Below are 21801 nucleotides of genomic sequence, written 5' to 3' on the forward strand. Positions count from 1 at the left end.
GCCGGCCCGATCACCCCGGGCACATTCGCCGGGACTTACGGCACTTTGGTGCTGAACGCCAACGGCACCTACACCTACACCCTGAACACCAGCGACGCCGATTTCAAAGCGCTGCACGGCAATGGCAGCGGTACGGAAACCTTCACCTACACCATCACCGACTCCGACGGCGACACCAGCACTGCCAACCTGGTGCTGCAGATCCACAACAACGACGATCCGGTGACCCTCAACGGTCTCGATGTGTACGGTGGCGAGTTGACCGTCTACGAGAAAAACCTCAGCGACGGCACCAGCCCGAACACCCCGGCACTGACCCAGAGCGGCACCTTCACCGTGACCGCGCTCGATGGCCTGCAAACCCTCGATGTCGGCGGCATTCATGTGGTGGCCGGCGGCGTAGCGGCGGGGTTCCCGCAGTCGATTGTCACGGCATTGGGCAACACGCTGACTATCACCGGGTTCGACCCGGTCACCGGCGTGGTCAGCTACAGCTACACCCTGGTGGATAACGAAACCCATCCAACCGCCAACGGTGCCAACAGCATCACCGAAAACTTCAACGTGGTGGCGACAGACACCGACGGCAGCACCGCGAGCAACCAGCTCAACGTCAACATCGTCGATGACCTGCCCAAGGCCAACCCGGATCACACCTCGGTGGCGGAAGGCGCAACAGTCACGGGCAACGTGCTGGATAACGACATCGGCGGCGCCGATGGCCCGGCGGCCAGTGGCGCAGTGATCGGCGTGCGTGCCGGCAGCGACACCTCGACCTCGGCCATCGGTGGCCTGGGTTCGAACATCAATGGCACCTACGGTTACCTGACGCTGGATGCCAATGGCAACGCGACCTATCACAGCAATCCGAACAGCGTCGGCCCAGCGGGCGCAACCGACGTGTTCACTTACACCGTGCGTGATGCTGACGGCGATGAAAGCACCACCACCATCACCATCGACGTCTCGAACAGCTGCATCGTCGCGGCCCGCGACACCGACGTGACGGTCTACGAAAAAGCCCTGGACCTGACCCAGGACGGGCAGGACCTGGCCGCTGGCACCGTCACCGGCAGCGACCCGACCAGCACCGGCGAAACCGCCAAAGGCACGCTGGTGGGTTCGGTCACCGGCGCGGTTGGCGCGATCACCTACACCCTGGTGAGCAGCGCCACGGGCAACTACGGGCAGATCCAGCTCAACCCCAACGGCACGTACACCTACACCCTGACGTCGCCGGCGACGACCACGCCGCACGCGAACGACGGCGCCAATACCCTGACCGAAAGCTTCACCTACCAGGCCACCGATTCGCTGGGCAACAGCACCACCAGCACCATCGTGGTGAGCATCGTCGATGACGTGCCAAAAGCGGTGAACGACACGAACTCTGCGACCGCGACGGAGAACGCGCTGACCCTCACCGGCAACGTCCTGACCAACGACATTCAAGGGGCGGACCACGTTGCGACCGGTCCGAATGCCGGGCCGATCACGCCTGCCACACTGAATGGCACGTACGGCACCCTCGTGCTCAACGCCAATGGCACCTACACCTACACGCTTGACACCAATGATGCCGACTTCAAAAACCTGCACGGCGGCGGCAATGGCACCGAAACCTTCACCTACACCCTTACTGATGCCGACGGCGATACCAGCACCGCCACGCTGGTGCTGAACATCCAGAACGCCAACGATCCAGTGACCCTCAACGGCCTCGACGTCAGTGGTGGCGAACTGACCGTCTACGAGAAAAACCTCAGCGATGGCACCAGCCCCAACACCCCGGCTCTGACCCAGAGCGGCACCTTCACCGTGACCGCGCTCGACGGCCTGCAAACCCTCGACGTTGGCGGCATCCATGTGGTGGCCGGTGGCGTGGCGGCGGGCTTTCCGCAAACCCTCGTCACCGCGTTGGGCAACACGCTGACCATCACCGGCTACAACCCGACTACAGGTGTAATCAGCTACAGCTACACCCTGGTGGATAACGAAACCCATCCAACCGCCAACGGCGCCAACAGCCTCACCGAGAACTTCAACGTGGTGGCCACGGACACTGACGGCAGCACCGCGTCGGGTCAGATCAACGTCAATATCGTCGATGACCTGCCTACCGCCGCACCGAATACGGCGAGTGCGGCCGAAGGCGCAACGGTCAATATCAGCGTGCTGGGCAACGACGTGTTTGGCGCCGACGGTCCGGCGGTCGATGGCGCGGTGATTGGTGTACGTGCCGGCAGCAACACCTCGACCTCGGCGGTCGGCGGCCTGGGCACCAATATCAATGGCACCTACGGTTACCTGACCCTGGATGCCGCCGGCAACGCCGTGTACCACAGCAACCCGAACTCGGTGGGGCCGGAGGGCGCCACTGACACGTTCACCTACACCATTCGCGATTCCGATGGCGATGAAAGCACCACGACCATCACCATCAACGTCTCCGACACCGGTCTCAAAGCCGTGGTGGATCAGGACGTGACGGTTTACGAAAAAGCCCTCGACCTGAACCAGGACGGTCAGGACCTGGCGCCGGGCACCGTCACCGGCAGCGAACCGGGCAACACCGGGGAAACCGCCACCGGGACGCTGGTCGGCTCGGTCACCGGCGGCAGCGGCGCGCTCACTTACAGCCTGGTCGGCAGCGCCACCGGCACGTACGGGCAAATCCTGCTCAACCCCAACGGCACGTACACCTACTCCCTGACGTCGGCACCGAAAACCTCGCCGGACGCCAACGACGGGCCCAACACCCTGAGCGAAAGCTTCACCTACAAAGCCACCGATGCCCTGGGCAACAGCACCACCAGCACGATCGTCGTCAACATTGTTGATGACGTGCCCAAAGCGGTGGCCTCGGATCGCTCGGTGGCCGCGGTGGAAATCGACTCCAACATACTGATCGTGCTCGACATCTCCGGCAGCATGATCGACCCCTCTGGGGTGGGTGGGCTGTCACGGCTGGACCTGGCCAAACAGGCCATCAGCGCCTTGCTCGACAAGTACGACGACCTTGGCGATGTGAAAGTGCAACTCGTCACCTTCAGCAGCAACGCCACTGACCGGACCTCGGTGTGGGTCGACGTGGCGACCGCGAAGACGCTGCTCGCCGGGCTGTCCGCGGGCGGTGGCACCAACTACGACGCTGCCGTGGCCACCATGCAGACGGCGTTCAATACGTCCGGCAAACTCACCGGTGCGCAGAATGTCGGCTACTTCTTCTCCGACGGCAAACCCAACGAAGGCGACATCGGTACTACCGACGAGGCCGCACTCAAAGCCTTCCTCGACGCCAACGGCATCAAGAACTACGCGATCGGCCTGGGCAGTGGCGTGAGCAATGCCAACCTCAATCCGCTGGCCTATGACGGCAGCACCCACACCGACACCAATGCGGTGGTGGTGACCGATCTCACCCAACTCAACTCGGTGCTTTCGGGCACTGTGGCCGGCGCGCCGGTCACGGGTACGTTGCTGGAGAACGGTACGTTCGGCGCCGATGGCGGCTTCATCAAAACCCTCACGGTCGACGGCACCACGTACACCTTCGACCCGAAAGGCAACGCTAACCAGGGGTCGCTGAACTTCAGCGGCGGCGCTAACCACGGCACGTTCAACACGGTGAACAACAGCATCAGCATCGCCACCAACAATGGCGGCACGCTGGTGGTGAACCTCGACACCGGCGAGTACAACTACACTTCGCAAAAAACCACCGCCGTGGTCATCACCGAAAACATCGGCTTCACCGTCAGCGACAACGACGGCGACCTGGCCAGCTCCACGCTGACGGTCAAAGTCATTCCCAACGCGGCGCCGGTGGCAGTCGATGACCACATCATCACCAACGTGCTGTCGGGCAACATCGTGGTGCCGGGCGAGCTGTTGCTGGCCAACGACACCGATGCCGACAAGGATCCGCTGACCGCATCGCCGACCAACTTCACCACCGGCTGGGTGGCCAAGGGCGCGGACTTCACCGGCAGCGGTGCGATCAATTTCAAAGGCACCAATGACACCTTGGCCAACCAGGCCCTGGCAGACGTGCGTAGTTCTTTTGCGGCCAACACCGCCGCGATGACGGCACTGCTGGTGGTCAGCGGGTATCTGGGCCAGGTGGCTGCCAACAACGCCAATGATGAAGACCTCATCACCGTGAAGCTGAAAGCGGGTGAAACCCTCAATCTGGATCACAATCTGGCGGGCGGACACATCACCATGGAGTATTCGCTCAATGGTGGCGCCTTCACGACCATCGCGGACGGCGGGACGATCACTGCCTCGTCGGATGGGACCTATCAGATCCACATCACCAACATTGATAACAACAGTGGCAGCAACCCCAAAGGCGCAGAGAACTACCAGTTGACCATGACCGTCAACTACGCCGGCGCCCACGACATCGCACCGGACGCCCACGGCACCTACACCGCCAGCGACAACCATGGCGGCAGCGACACCGCGGGCGTGACCATCACCTACCAGGACGGCCACACCCTCACCGGCACTGCGGGCGATGACACATTGATAGCCGGCACCGGCAACAACATCATCAATGCCGGCGACGGCAACGATGTACTCACCGCCGGTTCCGGCAACAACGAACTGCACGGCGGCGCCGGTAATGACTTGCTGTTCAGCGGCACCGGTAACGATCTGCTCGACGGCGGCACCGGCATCGACACCGTGAGCTACGCCCACGCCACCGCCGGGGTCACCGTCGACCTGAGCCTGCTCACCCCGCAAAACACCGGAGGCGCCGGCACCGACACCCTCACCGGGATCGAAAACCTGGTCGGCTCCAACTTCAACGACAGCCTCACCGGCGACAACAGCAGCAACGTCATCAACGGTGGTCTGGGCGATGACATCCTCAACGGTGGCGGTGGTGACGACTTCCTGATCGGCGGCCTGGGCAACAACACCCTCACCGGCGGGGCAGGGGCCGACACCTTCCAGTGGCTCAAAGGCAACAGCGGCCACGACGTCGTCACCGACTTCACTCCTGGCACCGACAAACTCGATTTGTCGCAACTGCTGCAAGGTGAAAACGGCACGTCGGCGTCGCTGGATGACTACCTGCACTTCAAAGTCACCGGCAGTGGCGCCTCGCTGGTCACCAGCATCGACGTCAGCGCCATGGCCGGTGCCACGCCGAACCAGACCATCGACCTGGCCGGCGTCAACCTCGCCAGCCACTATGGCGTCACGCCGGGGGCGGGTGGTGTGGTGGCGGGCGGGCACGATACGGCGACCATCATCAATGGCATGTTGAATGACCATTCGTTGAAGGTGGACACCGTGTGACCTGAAGGCTGAAACGACAAAACCCGCCATTCCTGGGTCAGGAATGGCGGGTTTTTTGTTGTCTGTGAGAAAGCAATCGCGAGCAACCACCACAAACCTCTACTACCAACCCGGTCATTGTGGCGAGGGGGCGGAGAGTTAGCCGTGCGGATCGACGTTATCGAGCATCCGGTTCACCGCCAACTCACCCAGCATGACCGAGTGTTGAATCCCCAGCAGCGTGTGGCGCTGCGGGCCATTCAACTGTCCCGCGAAATCACTCAACATCACACTCGCTGACGCCAACGTCTCACAGGCATTCACCAGCAGGGTTTCGTTATCGGTGTCGGGCCTGACGAAGTAGATCGTGCTGGGTTTGCGCGGGGTGTCTTTGGGAATGACCGGTTTGAGGTAGTAGTCGAGGGCGCGGTCGGCGGCGGAGTTGAGCTTTTTGGAATCGGTGGATTCGTAGGGGGAAACGTCGTCGGTTTCGGTTTCTGGTGGGGTGGGTGGGATTTTGAACATGGTGAAGCGCCTATACCTGATGGAGCCACCAGAACCTGTCGCTAAACAAGTAAGGGTGGCGGCTGTTCGCAGGTTAGCGAACCGAGAGGTATAAGACCCGGCAGACCCGAGGGTCTCCCGCGCACAGCCGCCATATCGAAACTGCAGACGTTCGCCTGCAGTAAGACTGAAGTGTTGCGCTTATACCTGGTCGGGTCGCTAAACCCGATCGCTGATTGGCAGCGATGCGGAAACGATAAAGATCAGGGTCAAAGCACACAAGCCGGCGGATTCTGACGTAGCCGTAGGCAACGGCGCAAGGATGCGTAGCCGGAGTGAGTGTCTGGAAGTGTTTTAAACATCGCTGTTTATTCCGCATCGGATGTCGGCAGTAAGACGAGCGGTCGAACCCTTCACATCGGCTCCGGCGGCCCAATCAACCGTCCCATCACCCCAAACAACCCCAGTTCCCGAATCACCTCCAACTCCCCCTGCGTCTCGACCATCTCCGCAATCAACGGCAGATCAATGCTGTTGGTCGCGCGGAAAATCGCATCGATAAACAGCCGCTTGTCAGGCTGCACATCAATGCGGCGGATGTACGCGCCATCGATTTTCAGATACGCCAACCCGAGCTGCGTGAGGTTGCCGATCTGGCTGAAGCTGCCACCAAAGTGCTGCAAGCCGAGGCCATAACCGGTATCGAGCAGGCTATGGCTCAGGCGCTGCAGTTCTTCGGGCGGCGGCAACTGGCGTTCGTCGATTTCCAGGGTCAGCAGCGGTGCCAGTTCCGGCAGCGAATCAAGCAAGTCGATGATGTGTCGCAGCGGCGCCGGGTCGCGCAGGGTGCTGCCGGACAGGCTCAACGCCAGGGGCCAGCGGTTGACGACGAGGTAGTCGAGGGTCGCTTCGAGCATCGCCAGGTCAAACCGCGCTGACCAGCCGAGGCGCTCGATCCACGGCAGGAAATGCCCGGCGGCAATGGCTTCGCCGTTGGGGTCGAGCAGGCGCGCAAGGACTTTGTGATGCAGCACCTGGCTGGTGTCGGCGCATTGCACCACGGGTTGGAAATACAGCTGCAGTTTGCCGTGGGTCAGGGCGTCGTCGATCCAGGCGCGCCAGTCATGTTGGGAGTGGTTGTTCGCGGTGGCAGTGTCGGCCAGATGCACCCACGGCCGCTCGGGATGTTGCCGGGCTTGCGTCAGCGCCTGATCGAGACGCAGCAGCACGTCGCTGGCCGGTTCGCCGGGGTGGTAGGGGACGATGCCCAAATGCGCCACCGGCATGCAATCACTGGCGCCGGTCAGGCGCAGGTTCTCCAACGTTGCACTGATTTCCGAGGCCAGGCGTTCGGCGTCGGCGCCATCCAGGCCCGGCGTCAGCAGGCTGAACTCACCGCCGCGGTTGCGTGCCGCCAGCCAGGTCCGACGTTCCGGCAAATGCGTCAGGCGCTTGAGCAGCTCGCCGACGGCGCTGATCAACGCGTCGGTGCGTTGACCACCCAGACGCTGGTTGAGGCCGATCAGGTCGTTGACTCGCAGCATCAGCAAATGGCCGGTGCTGCTCTGTTCGCTGATCAACAGATGATCGGCCAGTTGTTCATCCAGCAAACGGCGATTGGCCAGGCCCGTGAGGCTGTCCTGATAGGACTCGGCCCGCAGTTTTTCACTGCGCGTGGCTTCTTCGGCGAACAGCGCCTTGAGCTTCTCGACCATCTGGTTCATGGCCAGTACCACGCGGCGCAATTCCGGAGTGCGCGGCAGTTTTGGCAGGCTCAGGAACTCGCGTTTGCTGATGGCCTCGGCCTGTTTGACCATTTTGTCGAGCGGGCGCAATTGCCGACGCAACAGCCAACCGCCGAATATCGCGCTGAGCAACCCACAGACCAACAGCCAGAGCAGGCTGCCAAGGGTACTGTCCCAGAGTTTGGCCAGGGCAAATTGCGGATTGCTCAACACTTCGACCCGGGCCACCTGTTCCCAGCCGCGCATGATCAGCGCGTCGCCGCCTTCGGGGCGCAGGTTGACGAGCCTGACGAACCAGCCTGGAACGCCGTCGATTTTTGCGGGGGCGCTGCGTTCCACCAACACCTGTTCGTCGACGATGTTGACGACGCGAATGCTGCGGAAGTAGCCGCTGTCATAAATCGAGCTGACCATCAACTCGATCATGGCCGGGTCGTCGATCTGCGCGGTCAGCGACAGACCCAGTGCGGTGGCGGCGTCCTGGGCATGCGAGCGCAACTGGCCGAGCATCTGTTCGCGGGAGCTTTCCAGACTGACAAAAAAACTGCCGCTGAAGGCCACCAGCAGGAACAGGCAAATGGCGAGAAACAACTGTTTGCGCAGTGACATAAAACGCTCCTTGCTATAACGGCTAGCCGTCGCCCACGGCGAATCCTTCGGCTTGCATCTTTTTCAACACGTCTTGCCAGCGCGACAGCTTTTTTGTGTCGCCGCTGCGTTTGCCGCCGTTGGCACCGGGCAAGTACAGGCCTTCGGCGTTGAAGGCGTACACCGGCAACAGGTCTTTACGCTGGGACGCGGGGCGGATTTCGCCGATCAGGTTATCCAGCACCAGCGGTTCGGCCGTGGGGCTGCTGTAGAAGGTCAACACCATGTGCGCCTGGTTTTGGGCCAGGGCCTTGACGTAGGTGATGCGCAGTTTTTCGCTGGGAACGCCGAGGTAGCGCAGGCTGAAATACTTTGCCAGCGCGTAGTCTTCACAGTCGGCGGCGCCCTTGATCAGCGATTCTTCTGGCGTGGCCCAGTAATCGGTCTGATGCCAGATGCGCATGTCATCCTGAAAATTCAGCTGCTGATTGAAGAACTGATTGACCGCATTCAGTTGCTCGCGCTCGGGTTGCTTGAGTTCGCTTTTGAGCATTTGACTCCAGGCCTCGACTCTTCCCTTGGCGGGGCCGAGAGGGCCATAGCGCTTTTCGGCGGTTTGCAGAATCTGCGCAAAGTCCCAGTCGGCAAGGACACTGCCCAACCCTGTCAGTAGAAAACTGGACAACAGCAACCAGCCGCCGAGCCGAAGTCGGAGCGTTGACCATCCTGGACTACGCGGACGACGTGACATGTCTGGCTGCTCGCGTGCAGATGACTGAAGTCTAGGCGGTGTTTTGGGCGAGGATGGACAAATTGTCGGGTGGGTACACGGACCTGCACGGACCTGCTACAGGGATCGAGGTTTTTGCAGGGTTTTTTGCTTGAGGATGTAGATCGTGACGAGCACGGCGCTGGTCAGCATGAAGCCGCGCGCCCACGGCAGGGGCACCAGGTAGCAGGAGAACAGGATGCTTACCCACATCAGCCCGATGGCGTAGACCTTGCCTTTGAGGGGGATGCCGTTGCCGTCGAGGTAGTCGCGAATCCACGGGCCCAGCCATGGATGCTCCACCAGCCACTGATAAAAACGCGGCGAACTGCGGGCGAAGCACGCAGCGGCCAGTAACAGAAAGGGCGTGGTGGGCAAAACCGGCAGGAAAATCCCGATCACCCCCAGCGCTACGCTCAGCCAGCCGATGGCCAGCAGCACGTAACGCAACATCAGGGAGCGGTTGCCTATGGGGTTGTCCATAGGCAAGACCTTAGTGATGACGTGGCTTGAGGATCGCCGGTTTTTCGTCTGGCGCGTTGCACAGCAGGTACAGCGCGGTCAGGGCTTCCGGGATCTGTACGATCATGTCGTCCATCAGGTTGGCATCTTTGGCGATGTCTTCGAACTCTGGCTGTTCGTCGAACAGGCCCGAACCGACCATGATCGGCAGGAGCATTTCGCTGACTTCGTCTTCGGCGGTTTCGAACCAGGCGGCTTCGCGCAGGAACACGCCTTCCATGAAACCGATGCACCAGCCGCGCAGGTCGGAGTCATCCGGATCTTCGCCCAGGTCCAGCTCGCACGGCAGCTCGAACTCTTCATCGGACGCCAGTTGGCGGGCGATGTGAGCCTTGAGGGCCAGCAGGGTGGATTCGATGGCTTCACGCTCGGTGTCGTCGGCGTAGTGCGGCTCTTCGGCGAAGAGGGCGTCGATCCATTCGCGGTCCGGTACTTCTTCGGAGCAGATCGACAGCGCAGTGAGGTAGCCGTGGGCGGCCACGTAGTCCAGCGCCTCGTCATGCAGTTCGTCGGCGTCGAGGAAGACTTGCAAACGGGTTAGTTGCTCAGCGAAGGACATTAAAGGGCTACCTTGGGAAATAAACAGATGCGGGAATTCTAGGCCTTCTTGAGCGCTCAGGCCAGCCGCGCGGCATATTTGCAGCCTCAGAACACCGCATTCCCTATAGGAGTGAGCCTGCTCGCGATAACGGTGCCACATTCAACATCAATGTTGACTGACCCACCGACATCGCCGGCAAGCCGGTCTCACTCCCCTACAGGGTTCTTTGTTGCATTGGGTTGATGTGTCTTATCAGCGGTGCCCTGCGCAAGGGAGGGCTCGGGTATACTCGCGCGTTTTGTGATGCCCTGCTGGCGTCGCGGCTGGAATGTGAAGCGTCATGCAACGCGCACTTACGATTTGTCAGTGCAGCGTGCGTGGTTCTGAACCAGCCTTGCAGGGATGTTTTTGTGATTTTTGGAGTTTTTATGCTCGAACAGGCTCAACGCGTCCTCAAGGACATCTTCGGCTACGACAGTTTTCGTGGCCGTCAGGGTGCAATCATTGAGCGCGTGGCCAGTGGTGGCGACGCCCTGGTACTGATGCCTACCGGTGGCGGCAAATCCTTGTGTTTCCAGGTGCCGGCGCTGTTGCGCGAAGGCCTGGCCGTGGTGGTGTCGCCGCTGATCGCACTGATGGACGACCAGGTCGCCACCCTCGAAGAGCTGGGCGTCGCGGCCGCAGCCTTGAACTCGACGCTGAGCGCCGAGCAACAGCGCGATCTGGCGGCCCGCATCAAGCGCGGCGAAGTGAAGATGCTCTACCTCGCGCCCGAGCGTCTGGTCCAGCCGCGCATGCTGGCCTTCCTGCAAAGCCTTGAAATCGCCCTGTTCGCCATCGACGAAGCGCACTGCGTGTCGCAATGGGGCCATGACTTCCGTCGCGAATACCTGCAATTGGGGCAGTTGGCGGAGTTATTCCCGAACGTTCCGCGCATCGCCCTGACCGCCACGGCCGACAAGCGTACCCGCGAAGAAATCGTCGAGCGCCTGCATCTGCAAGACGCCGAACGCTTCCTGTCGAGTTTTGACCGCCCAAATATTTTCTACCGCATCGTGCCCAAGGAGCAGCCGCGCAAGCAGTTGCTCGCGTTCCTTGCCGAGCGACGCAGCGATGCCGGTATTGTTTACTGCCTGTCGCGCAAGAAAGTCGACGAAGTGGCGGTGTTCCTCAGCGAGCAAGGCTTCCCGGCGCTGCCGTATCACGCGGGTTTACCCAACGAAACCCGGGCCCATCACCAGAAGCGCTTCCTTAACGAGGAAGGCTTGATCATGGTTGCCACCGTGGCGTTCGGCATGGGCATCGACAAACCCAACGTGCGCTTTGTCGCTCACCTCGATTTGCCGAAATCCCTTGAGGCCTATTACCAGGAAACCGGTCGCGGTGGCCGTGACGGTCTGCCAGCAGACGCCTGGATGGCCTACGGCCTGCAAGACGTGGTGATGCTCAAGCAAATGTTGCAGAACTCCGAAGGCGACGAGCGCCACAAGCGTCTGGAGCAGCACAAGCTCGACGCGATGCTCTCGCTCTGTGAAGAAACCCGCTGCCGTCGCCAGACATTGCTGGCCTACTTCGACGAAGACATGCCCGAGCCGTGCGGCCATTGCGACAACTGTGTCGACGGCGTGCAGACCTGGGACGCCACCGAGCCGGCCCGTCAGGCGCTCTCGGCGATTTACCGCACCGGCCAGCGTTATGGCGTCGGGCATCTGGTCGACGTGTTGCTGGGCAAGGACAACGAAAAAATCCGCAGCATTGGTCATCAGCATCTTTCAGTGTTCGGGGTCGGCAAGGCGATGGGCGAGAGCGAATGGCGCTCCCTGTTCCGACAGCTGGTGGCCCGTGGGCTGGCCGACATCGACCTCGAAGGCTATGGCGGCCTGCGCCTGAGCGACACCTGCCGGCCGCTGCTCAAGGGTGAAGTGACCCTGGAGCTGCGCCGCGACCTCAAGCCGCAAACCACCGCGAAAAGCAGCAAGAGCCAGGCGAGCCAACTGGTGCGTGGCGAAGAGCGCGAGCAGTGGGAGGCGCTCCGTGCCTTGCGGCGCAAACTGGCCGAAGAACATGGCGTGCCACCGTACGTCATCTTCCCCGATTCGACGTTGCTGGAAATGCTCCGCAGCCAGCCGACGTCGCTGGCAGAAATGGCCACGGTCAGCGGTGTCGGTGCACGCAAGCTCGAGCGTTACGGCGAGGCCTTCCTCGAAGTGCTGGGCGGTCAGGTCGAGGCACCGAAAGTCGTGGCCGACGTGCGCCACGAACTGATCACCCTGGCTCGCGCCGGCATGACCCCGGTGCAAATCGCCGGTCAGCTGCAATGCTCGGAAAAGAACGTCTACACCATGCTCGCCGAAGCGATTGGCAAGCAGCAGCTGTCTTTGGAACAAGCGCTGGACTTGCCGGAAGAATTGATGGGCGAAGTCCAGGATGCGTTCCTCGACGGCGAAGGTGAATTGCCAGCGGTTTCTGAGATCGCTGCCCTGTTTGCCGGGCGAGTGCCGGAAGGCGTTTTGTACTGCGTGCGTGCCGCCCTGCAATCGGAATTTGAGGTTTGAGTGGCCCTGTAGGTTGATGTAACGATTCACTACAGACCAAACCTTGCCTCAAGCCAACGGCCATGCTTAGCTGACTAATAATTAGTTTTAATTAATTTCAGTCTAATCATGAGTGTTTTATGCCGTTAACCGATCAACACCGCTTTGGCATGCAACTGGCCCAGATGTCGCGTGGCTGGCGTGCCGAACTGGACCGCCGTCTCGCCGGGCTGGGATTGTCCCAGGCACGCTGGCTGGTGCTGCTGCACCTGGCCCGTTTCGAGGAAGCCCCGACCCAACGTGAGCTGGCGCAAAGCGTCGGTGTCGAAGGGCCGACGCTGGCCCGTTTGCTCGACAGCCTTGAATCCCAGGGCCTGGTACAGCGCCAAGCTGTTCTGGAAGACCGTCGGGCGAAAAAAATTGTCCTCTGCGCGCCGGCCCGTCCCCTGATCGAACAAATTGAAACCATTGCCACGCAACTGCGCCACGAATTGTTCGCGGGCGTCGATGAGGCGGATCTGAAGGTGTGCATGCGGGTTCACGGGCACATTCTGGCCAACCTGGAAAAATCTTGAGGCATAACCACCCGCCAGACTTTTGAGATACCCCCGTTGGGCAGACTATAAAGAACTACTAGGCAATATCGTGTTCGTACCGGATGTGCAAACACGCATAGGTTGGTTCTGTTCTCTAAGGGATGCTCATGCTTGAGAGTTGGCGGTTGGTTTTACGGTGTGGCGTCAGGTCGTTTCTGGTCAGTGGCGCTATCACCTACTCGGCATTGGCACCTGCGCTGGGTTTGGGGGACATCACGCTCCACTCCGCGCTGAACCAGCCGTTGAGTGCCGACATCGCCCTGGTGGATGTCGGTGGTCTGGAGGAGGGCGAGTTGTCCGTCAGCCTGGCGACGGCGGATGAATTCAGCCGTGCCGGCGTCGAGCGGGTGTTCTTCCTCAACAATCTGAAGTTCACCCCGATCCTGCGAGGCAATCGCAACCTGATCCGGGTGACCTCCACCAAAGCGGTCAAAGAACCTTTCCTGAATTTCGTGGTGCAGCTCAATCAGCCCAACGGGCGCTTGCTGCGCGAATACACGGTACTGATTGATCCGCCGGGCACCCCGGGGATTGAACCCGCCGCTGATGAGCCGGTTGGCGAACCCCAGCCTTCTGCATTTCCGGTCGTCAAACCGGCCAGTTCGCCAGTTGCACCTGCGAAGAACCCCGCTCCCCCGCAACCTGCTGTCACGCCGGTGAGTGATCCCGTTGTGGCCGAGCAACTGGCCGCCGCTGTCCTGCAAAACCAGCAACTGCAAAAAACCATCGATGAGTTGAAGGCGAAGCTGGCGGCTCAGGATGAGCAGATCGCCGGTCAGAAAAAGCAGATCACCGAACTGCAGACTCAATTGGCCGACGTCAGACAAGCGCCAGCCGAGCCCGCTGCGCCGACGGCGGTCGTGCCCGCGCCTGTGGTTGTCGAGGAAGCGACCCATTGGCAATTGATCATCGGCCTGCTGGCACTGGTGGCGTTGGTGCTGCTCGGGTTGTTCCTTCGTCATCGACGTCAGCAGGTCGCGGCCTTGCCCGAGGCAACCCCCGATTTGCCGTCACGGCAGGAGCCGATGCTTGATCCTGCTGTGCAACCGTTAGTCCAAAAGACCCTGCTCAAACCGGCGTCCGATCATCGTGAAGAAACCTCAGCGGGTGATGTGCTGGAAGGGGTCGGCATCTACCTGACGTATGGCCGGTTTTCCGAAGCCGCTGCCATGTTGCGAGAGGCGCTGATCAAAGAGCCTGAGCGCACGGAGCTGGCGGTGCAACTGCTGGAGGTGCTCGGCAAACAAGGCAATGTGACGGCCTATGACGCGCAGGAAAGCAGCCTGCGCGACGCCGGGTTCGACCCGCAAAAACTGCAGGACATCCGCGCCAGCCATCCGAAACTGAGCAGTGCCGCACCCGTGGTGGCCGCGCCCGTAGTCGCACCGGCGGAAGCTGTGCCCAACGATGAATTCCAGTTGAACCTGGATGAGTTATCGATGGATTCAAATTGGGATCTGGTCAGCCCTTTTGACAGCCCACCGGCTTGCGCCAAACCGTCGGACGAGCTGACCTTCACCTCGAACCTGCACGTGTTGCCCGAGGTGTACGAACTGCCCGGCGAATCGTCGCAGCAAGCGCCCGAACTGGAATGGGACCCCGTGCCTGACACTCCATCACTGGATGACGACTTCCTCGACGAATTCAGCGAGGCGCCTCAGTCGCTGCACCTTGAACCGCTGAGCCTGGCCCCGGCGGCGCCATCCAACGCCGGCAAACTGGAACAAGCGCAGACCTGCATCGACGATGGCGACCTGGATCGCGCGATCACGCTGCTCAACGAATTGCTCAAGGACGGCGACGAACCGCTCAAGCAGACCGCCCGCAGTCTGTTGGCCGGTATCGGCTGAGGCTCTATGATGGCTGCGCTCCCAGACTCAGAGACTTGCCTGTCATGACCGCGCACAAACCGGAAATCATCATCACCTATTGCACGCAATGCCAATGGCTGTTGCGTGCCGCCTGGCTTGCTCAGGAACTGCTCAGCACCTTCGGTGATGACCTGGGCAAAGTGTCGCTGGTGCCCGGCACCGGTGGGGTGTTCCATATTTTTTGTGACGACGTGCAACTCTGGGAGCGTAAGGGCGATGGCGGTTTTCCCGAGGCCAAGGTGCTCAAGCAGCGAGTCCGCGATCAGATCGATCCGGACCGCGACCTGGGCCACAACGATCGCACTCAGTGAGACGCCGCTTCCGCCGCCACGGTTTTTTTGCTTGAACCACCGGACAGCCGGCTGGAAACCACGATCGCCACAATGATCAGCGCGCCGCCGATCAGCATCCGCAACGTCGGGTTTTCATTGAACAGCAGCCAGGCCATGGTGATCCCGTAAACGGGTTCCAGGGCGAACACCACCGCCGCCGTGCGGGCCTTGATCACCGCCAGGCTGGCGACGAACAGACTGTGGGCGACGCCGGTGCAGAACACCCCGAGCAGACTGATCCACAGCCAATCGATGCCACGCACTTCGCTCAACTGCGGTACCGCCACGGGCAGCAGGCACAGCGCGACCACCACGTTTTGACACAGCGCGGCCTGTACCGGCGGGATCCGTCCGGAACTGGCCCGGTTGGTCAGCGACAGCAGGGCAAACAACAACCCGGAACCGACGGCCCATAGCAGACCGGTGGTCGCGCCGCTCGCCAGATCGAAGTCCGGTGTGACCAACACCAGCCCGACACTGACCAATACCACCAGCAGGATTTCATTGGCGCGAATCCGCTCGCGGAAGATCAGCCCTTCGAGGATCACGGTAAACGCCGGGAAACTGGCAAAGCCCAAGGTCGCAATCGCCACGCCCGCGACTTTCACCGCAATAAAAAAACTCACCCAATGTCCGGCCAGCAGCAAACCGCTGAGCAGCAGGCGGCGCCAATCCACGGCTTCAAGTTTCTGCCAACGGGTGTTGCTGGCGAAACGCGCGAAAACCGCGAGTGCCAGCACCGCAAACGCAGCGCGGCCAAAGACGATGACAGCGGGGGACGCGGCGGCGAGTTTGCCGAACACACCGGTCAGGCCAAACATTAATGCGCCGATATGCAGGGCGCCAAGGGCGGTACGGGGAGTCATTGCAATCCTTGATAAACGAGTAAACCAAACCGACAGAAACTACGGATTTGTAGCAGCTGGCGCAGCCTGCGTCCGACTGCGGAGCGGTCGTAAAACCTGAAAACGCGGTGTATCAGACACATTGCATTTGTCCCGATGGCGACCGCTTCGCAGTCGGACGCAGGCTTTGCCAGCTGCTACATTTAATCGCGTGATGCGCGGTTTTTCTGTCGTCAGACTCGCCTCATTTGTCGCCAGCCTCGCGCCGCAGTTTGCCGGGAGAGGCGCCAAACTCGCGCAACACTGCGGCGGCGAAGGCGCTCTGTGAGCTGTAGCCGACCCGACTGGCAATCTCGCCGATGGGCAATGGCGAATCCCGCAGCAACCCCACCGCAATATGCAGCCGTCGACTGCGGATATAGTCCATCGGCGTCTGCCCGCATTCAGCCACAAACCGTGCGTGCAACCGGGCGCTGGACAACCCGGCGACACCGGCCAGGTCCGCCACTTGCAACGGATAAGCTGCATGCTGATCGATGTGCGCATTCATCGCTGCATACGGCAGGCGTCGTCCGCCCACGCTGGCTGGTTTGGCGTTGTTGAGGCTGGCCAATAACAGCACCGCGCCTTGTTGCGCGATCAACGGATCGTGGACCTGACTGCTCGCCAACCAACTGACCAATTGGCTCTGCCCGGCATCCAGCGGCAAGCGTCCAGCGTTGTCGAGCAGACGGCGACTGGCCTCGGCGTGATCGCCCAGCGACTGTGAAATCCATTGATCGCTCGGCACATCCAGCACCAGGCAGCGGCTGCCATTGCTGCTGCCGCAGGCGTGATGGAAACCGGACGGCACCACCACGAAACTCTGCTGCACCACCTGACTGCCACGCCCGTCGACTTCGAAATCCAGCGCGCCCGACAGCCCGAACACCAGTTGGGCGTGGTCGTGGCTGTGGACGATCAGGTCGTGGGTGTACTGGCGTAGTGTGAGGATCGGTCGCATCACCGCTCTCCTGGGCAAGATGGGGCCAGTCTACACCGGCCGGTTGCTGTCACAGGAATGACTCACCCCTGTCATGACCGATTAACCCGACCGGCGCAAGCTTGGAAAAACAATCGCAGAGGGTTGCCCATGACCAGCGCCGAGCTCGCCAAACCCAGTCGTAAGCAACGTGTGCGGACCTTGTGGATTTCAGATGTGCATCTGGGCACTCGAGACTGCCAGGCCGAGCACCTGTCGCAGTTTCTCAAGGGCTACCACGCGGACAAGATTTACCTGGTCGGCGACATCATCGATGGCTGGAAACTGCGCGGCGGCATGTACTGGCCCCAGGCGCACACCAACGTCATTCGTCGCTTGCTGACCATGAGCAAGCGCGGCACCGAAGTGATCTACGTCACCGGCAACCACGACGAGTTCCTGCGTCGTTACTCCAAGCTGATCCTGGGCAACATCCAGTTGGTCGACGAAGCCGTGCACGTCACCGCCGACGGCCGTCATCTGCTGGTGATCCACGGCGATCAGTTCGATGTCATCACCCGTTATCACCGCTGGCTGGCCTTCCTCGGGGACTCGGCCTACGAGTTCACCCTGACCCTCAACCGCTGGCTCAACCACTGGCGCGCCCGCTATGGCTACGGCTATTGGTCGTTGTCGGCGTACCTCAAGCACAAGGTTAAGACTGCAGTCAGCTTCATCAGCGATTTCGAGGAAGCCATCGCCCACGAATGCGTGAAGCGCGAGTTACATGGCGTGGTGTGCGGGCACATCCACCATGCCGAGATTCGCAAGGTGGGCGAGGTGGATTACCTCAATTGCGGGGATTGGGTGGAGTCGTGTACGGCGCTGATCGAGCATTGGGACGGGTCGATCGAGTTGTATCGGCTGGCGGATGCGCAGGCGCGTGAGGCGGAGTTGAAGGCGCTGAAGGTTGCCGAGCCGGCCTGAAATTTGCGGTGACTGGGCTGGGGCCTCATCGCGAGCAGGCTCACTCCTGCATTGAACTGAGTCTGCCTTGAGAGCGCGGTCAACTGTAGGAGTGAGCCTGCTCGCGATGGACCGCGCAGCGGTCCCCTGAGGTGTATCAGGCCGGCGAATATTCTTCCATCGCCGCTTTGTAGATCGAGTTCTTCGGCTGCGCAAACAACCGTTCCATCATTGGCATAAAGAAACTCAACGGCAGCGTGTCATAGGCCGGGTCAAAGGCCGCCGCATCGTATTTGGCACAGAACTCGACGGTAGCCTGATACTGCGGATGGTCCTTGAACTGCTCGCGCAGGTGCCGATCCATGCCCAAATGGTGGAAAAAGTAATAGCCTTGGAAAATCCCGTGTTTCTCCACCATCCACAGATTCTCGGCGCTGACGAACGGCTTGAGAATCGCCGCGGCAATGTCCGGATGGTTGTAGGAACCCAAAGTGTCGCCGATGTCATGCAGCAACGCGCACACCACATATTCCTCATCCCGGCCATCGCGCCAGGCGCGGCTGGCGGTTTGCAGGGAGTGGGTGAGACGGTCCACCGGGAAGCCACCAAAATCGCCCTCCAGCAACTTCAGGTGCGCCACAATCCTTGAAGGCAATTGTTTCGCGTAGGCACTGAAGTCGGCGGCGATGATCGCCCAGTCTTCCTGGGTGCCATCCTTCATGTGGGTGAAACGGGCGTTGGCATTCATTGACTCTTCTCTCTTCGTGTTCACGACGCTTAAAACGGCACGCGACCCAGAATCATGTCGCGGTACATGACGAAGTCACCGAGCAGGCTATAAAGAGGATGCTGGAAGGTCGCAGGCCGATTCTTCTCGAAGAAAAAATGCCCGGCCCAGGCGAAGCTGTAACCCGCCAGCGGCAGGGCCCACAGCAGCAGCCACGCGCCTTTGCCGATGGTCAGGGCGAGAATGAAGATGACCAGTGTCGTGCCGATGAAGTGCAGTCGTCGGCAAGTGCTGTCACTGTGCTCGCTGAGGTAATACGGGTAGAACTCAGCAAAGCTGTTGAAACGTTTGATGTTTTCCACGACAGCGATCTCTGTGGTTGTTGTTCTGATTGCAAGATGTTCTGCGGGTAGCTTATTTGAGTCTAGAGTGATCATTGGCATCAGCCAGTGACAATAGGCGCCACTTTAGTATCCTTCGAAAACTAGCCGCGTCAGACGGCTCACTGAACAGTAAGCAAACGCCATGAGCGAACGAACGACTTCTGCAAGCTGGGCGATGGGGATTGTCAAAGCACTGGAGATGGACGGCCTGGATTGCCGGGCACTGTTCAAGCAGCTAGGGCTCGACTACGCCTCACTGGATGATCCGGATGCGCGTTTTCCGCAAGATTCCATGACGCGACTGTGGCAGCGCGCGGTCGAGCTGTCCGGCAACCCGGCGATCGGCCTGAACATGGGCAAGGTGGTGCGACCGGCGTCTTTCCATGTCGCCGGTTACGCCCTGATGTCCAGTCAGACCCTGGCCGAAGGCTTTCAGCGGCTGGTGCGCTATCAGCGGATCATTGCCGAAAGTGCCGACCTGAGTTTCCGTCTGCTGGATGAAGGTTATGCGCTGATTCTGACGGTCCACGGCGACCACTTGCCGCCGACCCGGCAAAGTGCCGAGGCGTCACTGGCCTGTGCGCTGGCATTGTGCGGCTGGTTGACCGGGCGGACCTTGCAACCGCTCAAGGTGCTGTTACAGGGCGATCAACCTGTCGACCTCGAACCCTATAAACAAGCCTTTCATGCGCCGTTGCTGTTCAACGCGCCTTACGACGCGTTGATCTTCGAACGGGCAGATATGGAAGCACCATTGCCGACCGCCAATGAAGCAATGGCGCTGTTGCATGACCGGTTTGCCGGCGAGTACCTGGCGCGGTTTTCCGAGAGCCGTGTGACGCACAAGGCGCGACAGGTATTGTGCCGTTTGCTGCCCCAAGGCGAACCCAAGCGCGATACCGTGGCGCAGACGCTGCACCTTTCACAACGCACCTTGCAGCGACGCTTGCAGGAAGAGGGCACCAGTTTCCAGGCCTTGCTCGATGACACCCGTCGCGAATTGGCCGAGCAGTACCTGGCCCAGCCCACCATGACCCTGCTGGAAATTGCCTACCTGCTGGGGTTCGCTGACCCGAGCAATTTCTTCCGCGCGTTCCGCCGCTGGTTTGATGCGACCCCCGGCGAGTACCGGGCGCACATGACCGAAGCGGCGGCGCAGGTCAGTGGCGCCAGAACGCAGGAATGCACAGAACAAACACCGTAATGATCTCCAGTCGGCCGAGCAGCATGCCAAACGACAGAATCCACTTGGCGGCGTCCGGCAACGACGAAAAGTTACCCGACGGCCCGATGGTCGGCCCCAACCCCGGCCCGACACCGGACACGGTACTGGCCGCGCCGGTCAGGGCAGTCATCCAGTCCACGCCGAGCAGTGAGAGCAGCAACGCGATGACGCAGATGGTGATGGCGAAGAAGAACGAAAAGGTCAGGATCGAACGCACGATTTCTTCGTCGAGACGGTGACCGTTGTACTTCTGCTTGATCACCGCGCGCGGGTGAATCAATTGGTTAAGGTTGGCCTTGAGCAGGATATAGGCGACCTGGAAGCGGAAAATCTTGATCCCGCCGGCCGTCGAGCCTGAGCAGCCGCCGACAAAGCCCAGGTAAAAGAACAGCATCAGCGAGAAATTGCCCCACAGGCTGTAATCTCCCAGCGCAAAACCGGTGGTGGTGACCACCGATGTCACGTTAAACGCCACGTGCCGCAAGGCTTCGAGCCAATGCAGTTGGGTGGTCCACCAGTACCAGGTGCCAAGCACCAGCCAGGTCACCAGCAACATGCCGAGCATCCCTTGAACCTGTTGATCCTTGATCAAGGCCCGACGGTTGCCGCGCAAGGTTGCGACGTACAGGGTGAAGGGCAGGCTGCCGAGAATCATGATGACAATCGCCACCCAGTGCACCGCCGGCTGCGTCCATTTGGCCAGCGACTGGTCCGAGGTGGAAAACCCGCCAGTGGAGATCGCTGACATCGCGTGGTTGATCGCATCAAACAGGCTCATCCCGGCCCACCAGAGCGCGAGGCTGCCGATGATGGTGATGCCGACATAAGCCGCCACGATCAGACGCGCCACCATGTGCGAGCGAGGCATGACCTTTTCCGAACGGTCCGAGGACTCGGTCTGGAACAGGCGCATGCCACCGATGCGCAGCAACGGCAGAATCGCCACCGCCATGCCGATAAAACCGATGCCGCCGAGCCAGTGCAGCAGCGAACGCCAGATCAGGATGCCGGGTGACATGGAGTCCAGGCCGCTGAGGACCGTCGAACCGGTGGCGGTGATGCCGGACATGCTTTCAAAGATCGCGTCGGTGAAGCTGACGTGTTGAGCCAGCATAAAAGGCAGTGAGGCGAAGAGGCAGACCACCAGCCAACTGCTGACGGTCAACAGGTACATGTCCCGTGGACGCAGGTGGATGTGTTCGGGGCGACCAGGGATAACCATCGCCAGGCCGGCGACGAAGGTAATCATGCTCGACCACAGGAACGAAGGGAGCTCGTGGGTGCGCTCGAAAATCACCAGGGTCGCCATGGGCACGACCATGGCAATGGCCAGCGTAATCAGGAAGATGCCGATGATAAAACCAATAATCCGTAAGGTCGGCAACGCCATGAAATCCGCT

At 60.9% G+C, this 21801-nt stretch carries 17 protein-coding genes; 7 read left to right on the plus strand and 10 right to left on the minus strand.

From position 1 onward, the window contains the following. The coding region (locus D882_RS0105335) for an Ig-like domain-containing protein (protein WP_027922280.1) at window positions 1-5313 on the plus strand (5313 nt) is incomplete at its 5' end. Window positions 5314-5451: 138 nt separating this feature from the next. On the opposite strand, the gene D882_RS0105340 is transcribed toward D882_RS0105335, so the two are convergent. From D882_RS0105340 to D882_RS0105360, 5 genes are all read right to left on the minus strand, one after another. Beyond that, entirely contained in the window at window positions 5452-5817 is a 366-nt protein-coding gene (locus D882_RS0105340; protein ID WP_027922281.1) for a DUF6124 family protein, read from the minus strand. Window positions 5818-6209: 392 nt separating this feature from the next. Then, window positions 6210-8150, minus strand: a complete 1941-nt coding sequence (gene lapD, locus D882_RS0105345; RefSeq protein WP_027922282.1) for a cyclic di-GMP receptor LapD — start codon at window positions 8148-8150, stop codon at window positions 6210-6212. A 22-nt stretch (window positions 8151-8172) separates the two neighbouring features. After that, entirely contained in the window at window positions 8173-8880 is a 708-nt protein-coding gene (lapG, locus tag D882_RS0105350; protein WP_027922283.1) for a cysteine protease LapG, read from the minus strand. 96 nt (window positions 8881-8976) lie between these two features. Then, complete coding sequence (locus D882_RS0105355; RefSeq protein ID WP_027922284.1) at window positions 8977-9381, minus strand: YbaN family protein; 405 nt, start codon at window positions 9379-9381, stop codon at window positions 8977-8979. Window positions 9382-9391: 10 nt separating this feature from the next. After that, window positions 9392-9979 carry a YecA family protein gene (locus D882_RS0105360; RefSeq protein WP_027922285.1) on the minus strand — a complete coding sequence of 196 codons (588 nt, stop codon included), beginning with the start codon at window positions 9977-9979 and terminating at the stop codon, window positions 9392-9394. Window positions 9980-10389: 410 nt separating this feature from the next. Between D882_RS0105360 and recQ the strand changes: the two genes are divergently transcribed. From recQ to D882_RS0105380, 4 genes are all read left to right on the plus strand, one after another. Then, window positions 10390-12516 (plus strand): DNA helicase RecQ, encoded by a 2127-nt coding sequence (gene recQ, locus D882_RS0105365; RefSeq protein ID WP_027922286.1) that lies wholly within the window; start codon window positions 10390-10392, stop codon window positions 12514-12516. A gap of 119 nt (window positions 12517-12635) precedes the next feature. Further along, a complete protein-coding gene (locus D882_RS0105370) occupies window positions 12636-13070 on the plus strand; it encodes a MarR family transcriptional regulator (RefSeq protein WP_027922287.1) in 435 nt (144 codons plus the stop codon). 128 nt (window positions 13071-13198) lie between these two features. Next, a complete protein-coding gene (locus D882_RS0105375) occupies window positions 13199-14941 on the plus strand; it encodes a FimV/HubP family polar landmark protein (protein WP_027922288.1) in 1743 nt (580 codons plus the stop codon). Between the two features lie 44 nt (window positions 14942-14985). After that, a complete protein-coding gene (locus tag D882_RS0105380; protein ID WP_027922289.1) occupies window positions 14986-15273 on the plus strand; it encodes a SelT/SelW/SelH family protein in 288 nt (95 codons plus the stop codon). On the opposite strand, the gene D882_RS0105385 is transcribed toward D882_RS0105380, so the two are convergent. Together D882_RS0105385 and D882_RS0105390 are read right to left on the minus strand one after the other, a co-directional pair. Next, window positions 15267-16160: a DMT family transporter gene (locus D882_RS0105385; RefSeq protein ID WP_027922290.1), complete on the minus strand. Its 894-nt coding sequence runs from the start codon at window positions 16158-16160 to the stop codon at window positions 15267-15269. The genes D882_RS0105380 and D882_RS0105385 overlap by 7 nt on opposite strands. Before the next feature lie 223 nt (window positions 16161-16383). Then, on the minus strand, window positions 16384-17142 hold the full coding sequence (locus D882_RS0105390; RefSeq protein ID WP_027922291.1) for an AraC family transcriptional regulator: 759 nt from the start codon (window positions 17140-17142) through the stop codon (window positions 16384-16386). A gap of 129 nt (window positions 17143-17271) precedes the next feature. On the opposite strand from D882_RS0105390, the gene D882_RS0105395 reads away from it, so the two are divergent. After that, a complete protein-coding gene (locus D882_RS0105395; protein ID WP_027922292.1) occupies window positions 17272-18087 on the plus strand; it encodes a UDP-2,3-diacylglucosamine diphosphatase in 816 nt (271 codons plus the stop codon). Between the two features lie 136 nt (window positions 18088-18223). Here D882_RS0105395 and D882_RS0105400 read toward each other — a convergent pair whose 3' ends face one another. Together D882_RS0105400 and D882_RS0105405 are read right to left on the minus strand one after the other, a co-directional pair. Then, window positions 18224-18814, minus strand: coding sequence for an HD domain-containing protein (locus D882_RS0105400; protein WP_027922293.1), 591 nt, complete (start codon window positions 18812-18814; stop codon window positions 18224-18226). A 29-nt stretch (window positions 18815-18843) separates the two neighbouring features. Then, window positions 18844-19155 carry a DUF962 domain-containing protein gene (locus D882_RS0105405; protein ID WP_027922294.1) on the minus strand — a complete coding sequence of 104 codons (312 nt, stop codon included), beginning with the start codon at window positions 19153-19155 and terminating at the stop codon, window positions 18844-18846. Window positions 19156-19318: 163 nt separating this feature from the next. Between D882_RS0105405 and D882_RS0105410 the strand changes: the two genes are divergently transcribed. Beyond that, window positions 19319-20380: an AraC family transcriptional regulator gene (locus D882_RS0105410; protein ID WP_081743913.1), complete on the plus strand. Its 1062-nt coding sequence runs from the start codon at window positions 19319-19321 to the stop codon at window positions 20378-20380. Here D882_RS0105410 and D882_RS0105415 read toward each other — a convergent pair. Continuing rightward, window positions 20337-21791 carry a TrkH family potassium uptake protein gene (locus tag D882_RS0105415; protein WP_027922296.1) on the minus strand — a complete coding sequence of 485 codons (1455 nt, stop codon included), beginning with the start codon at window positions 21789-21791 and terminating at the stop codon, window positions 20337-20339. The two genes, D882_RS0105410 and D882_RS0105415, sit on opposite strands and share 44 nt — an antisense overlap. Window positions 21792-21801 lie beyond the last annotated feature (10 nt).

Origin of the sequence: Pseudomonas sp. URMO17WK12:I12 (assembly GCF_000514395.1) — a bacterium.
Taxonomy (GTDB): domain Bacteria; phylum Pseudomonadota; class Gammaproteobacteria; order Pseudomonadales; family Pseudomonadaceae; genus Aquipseudomonas; species Aquipseudomonas mucoides.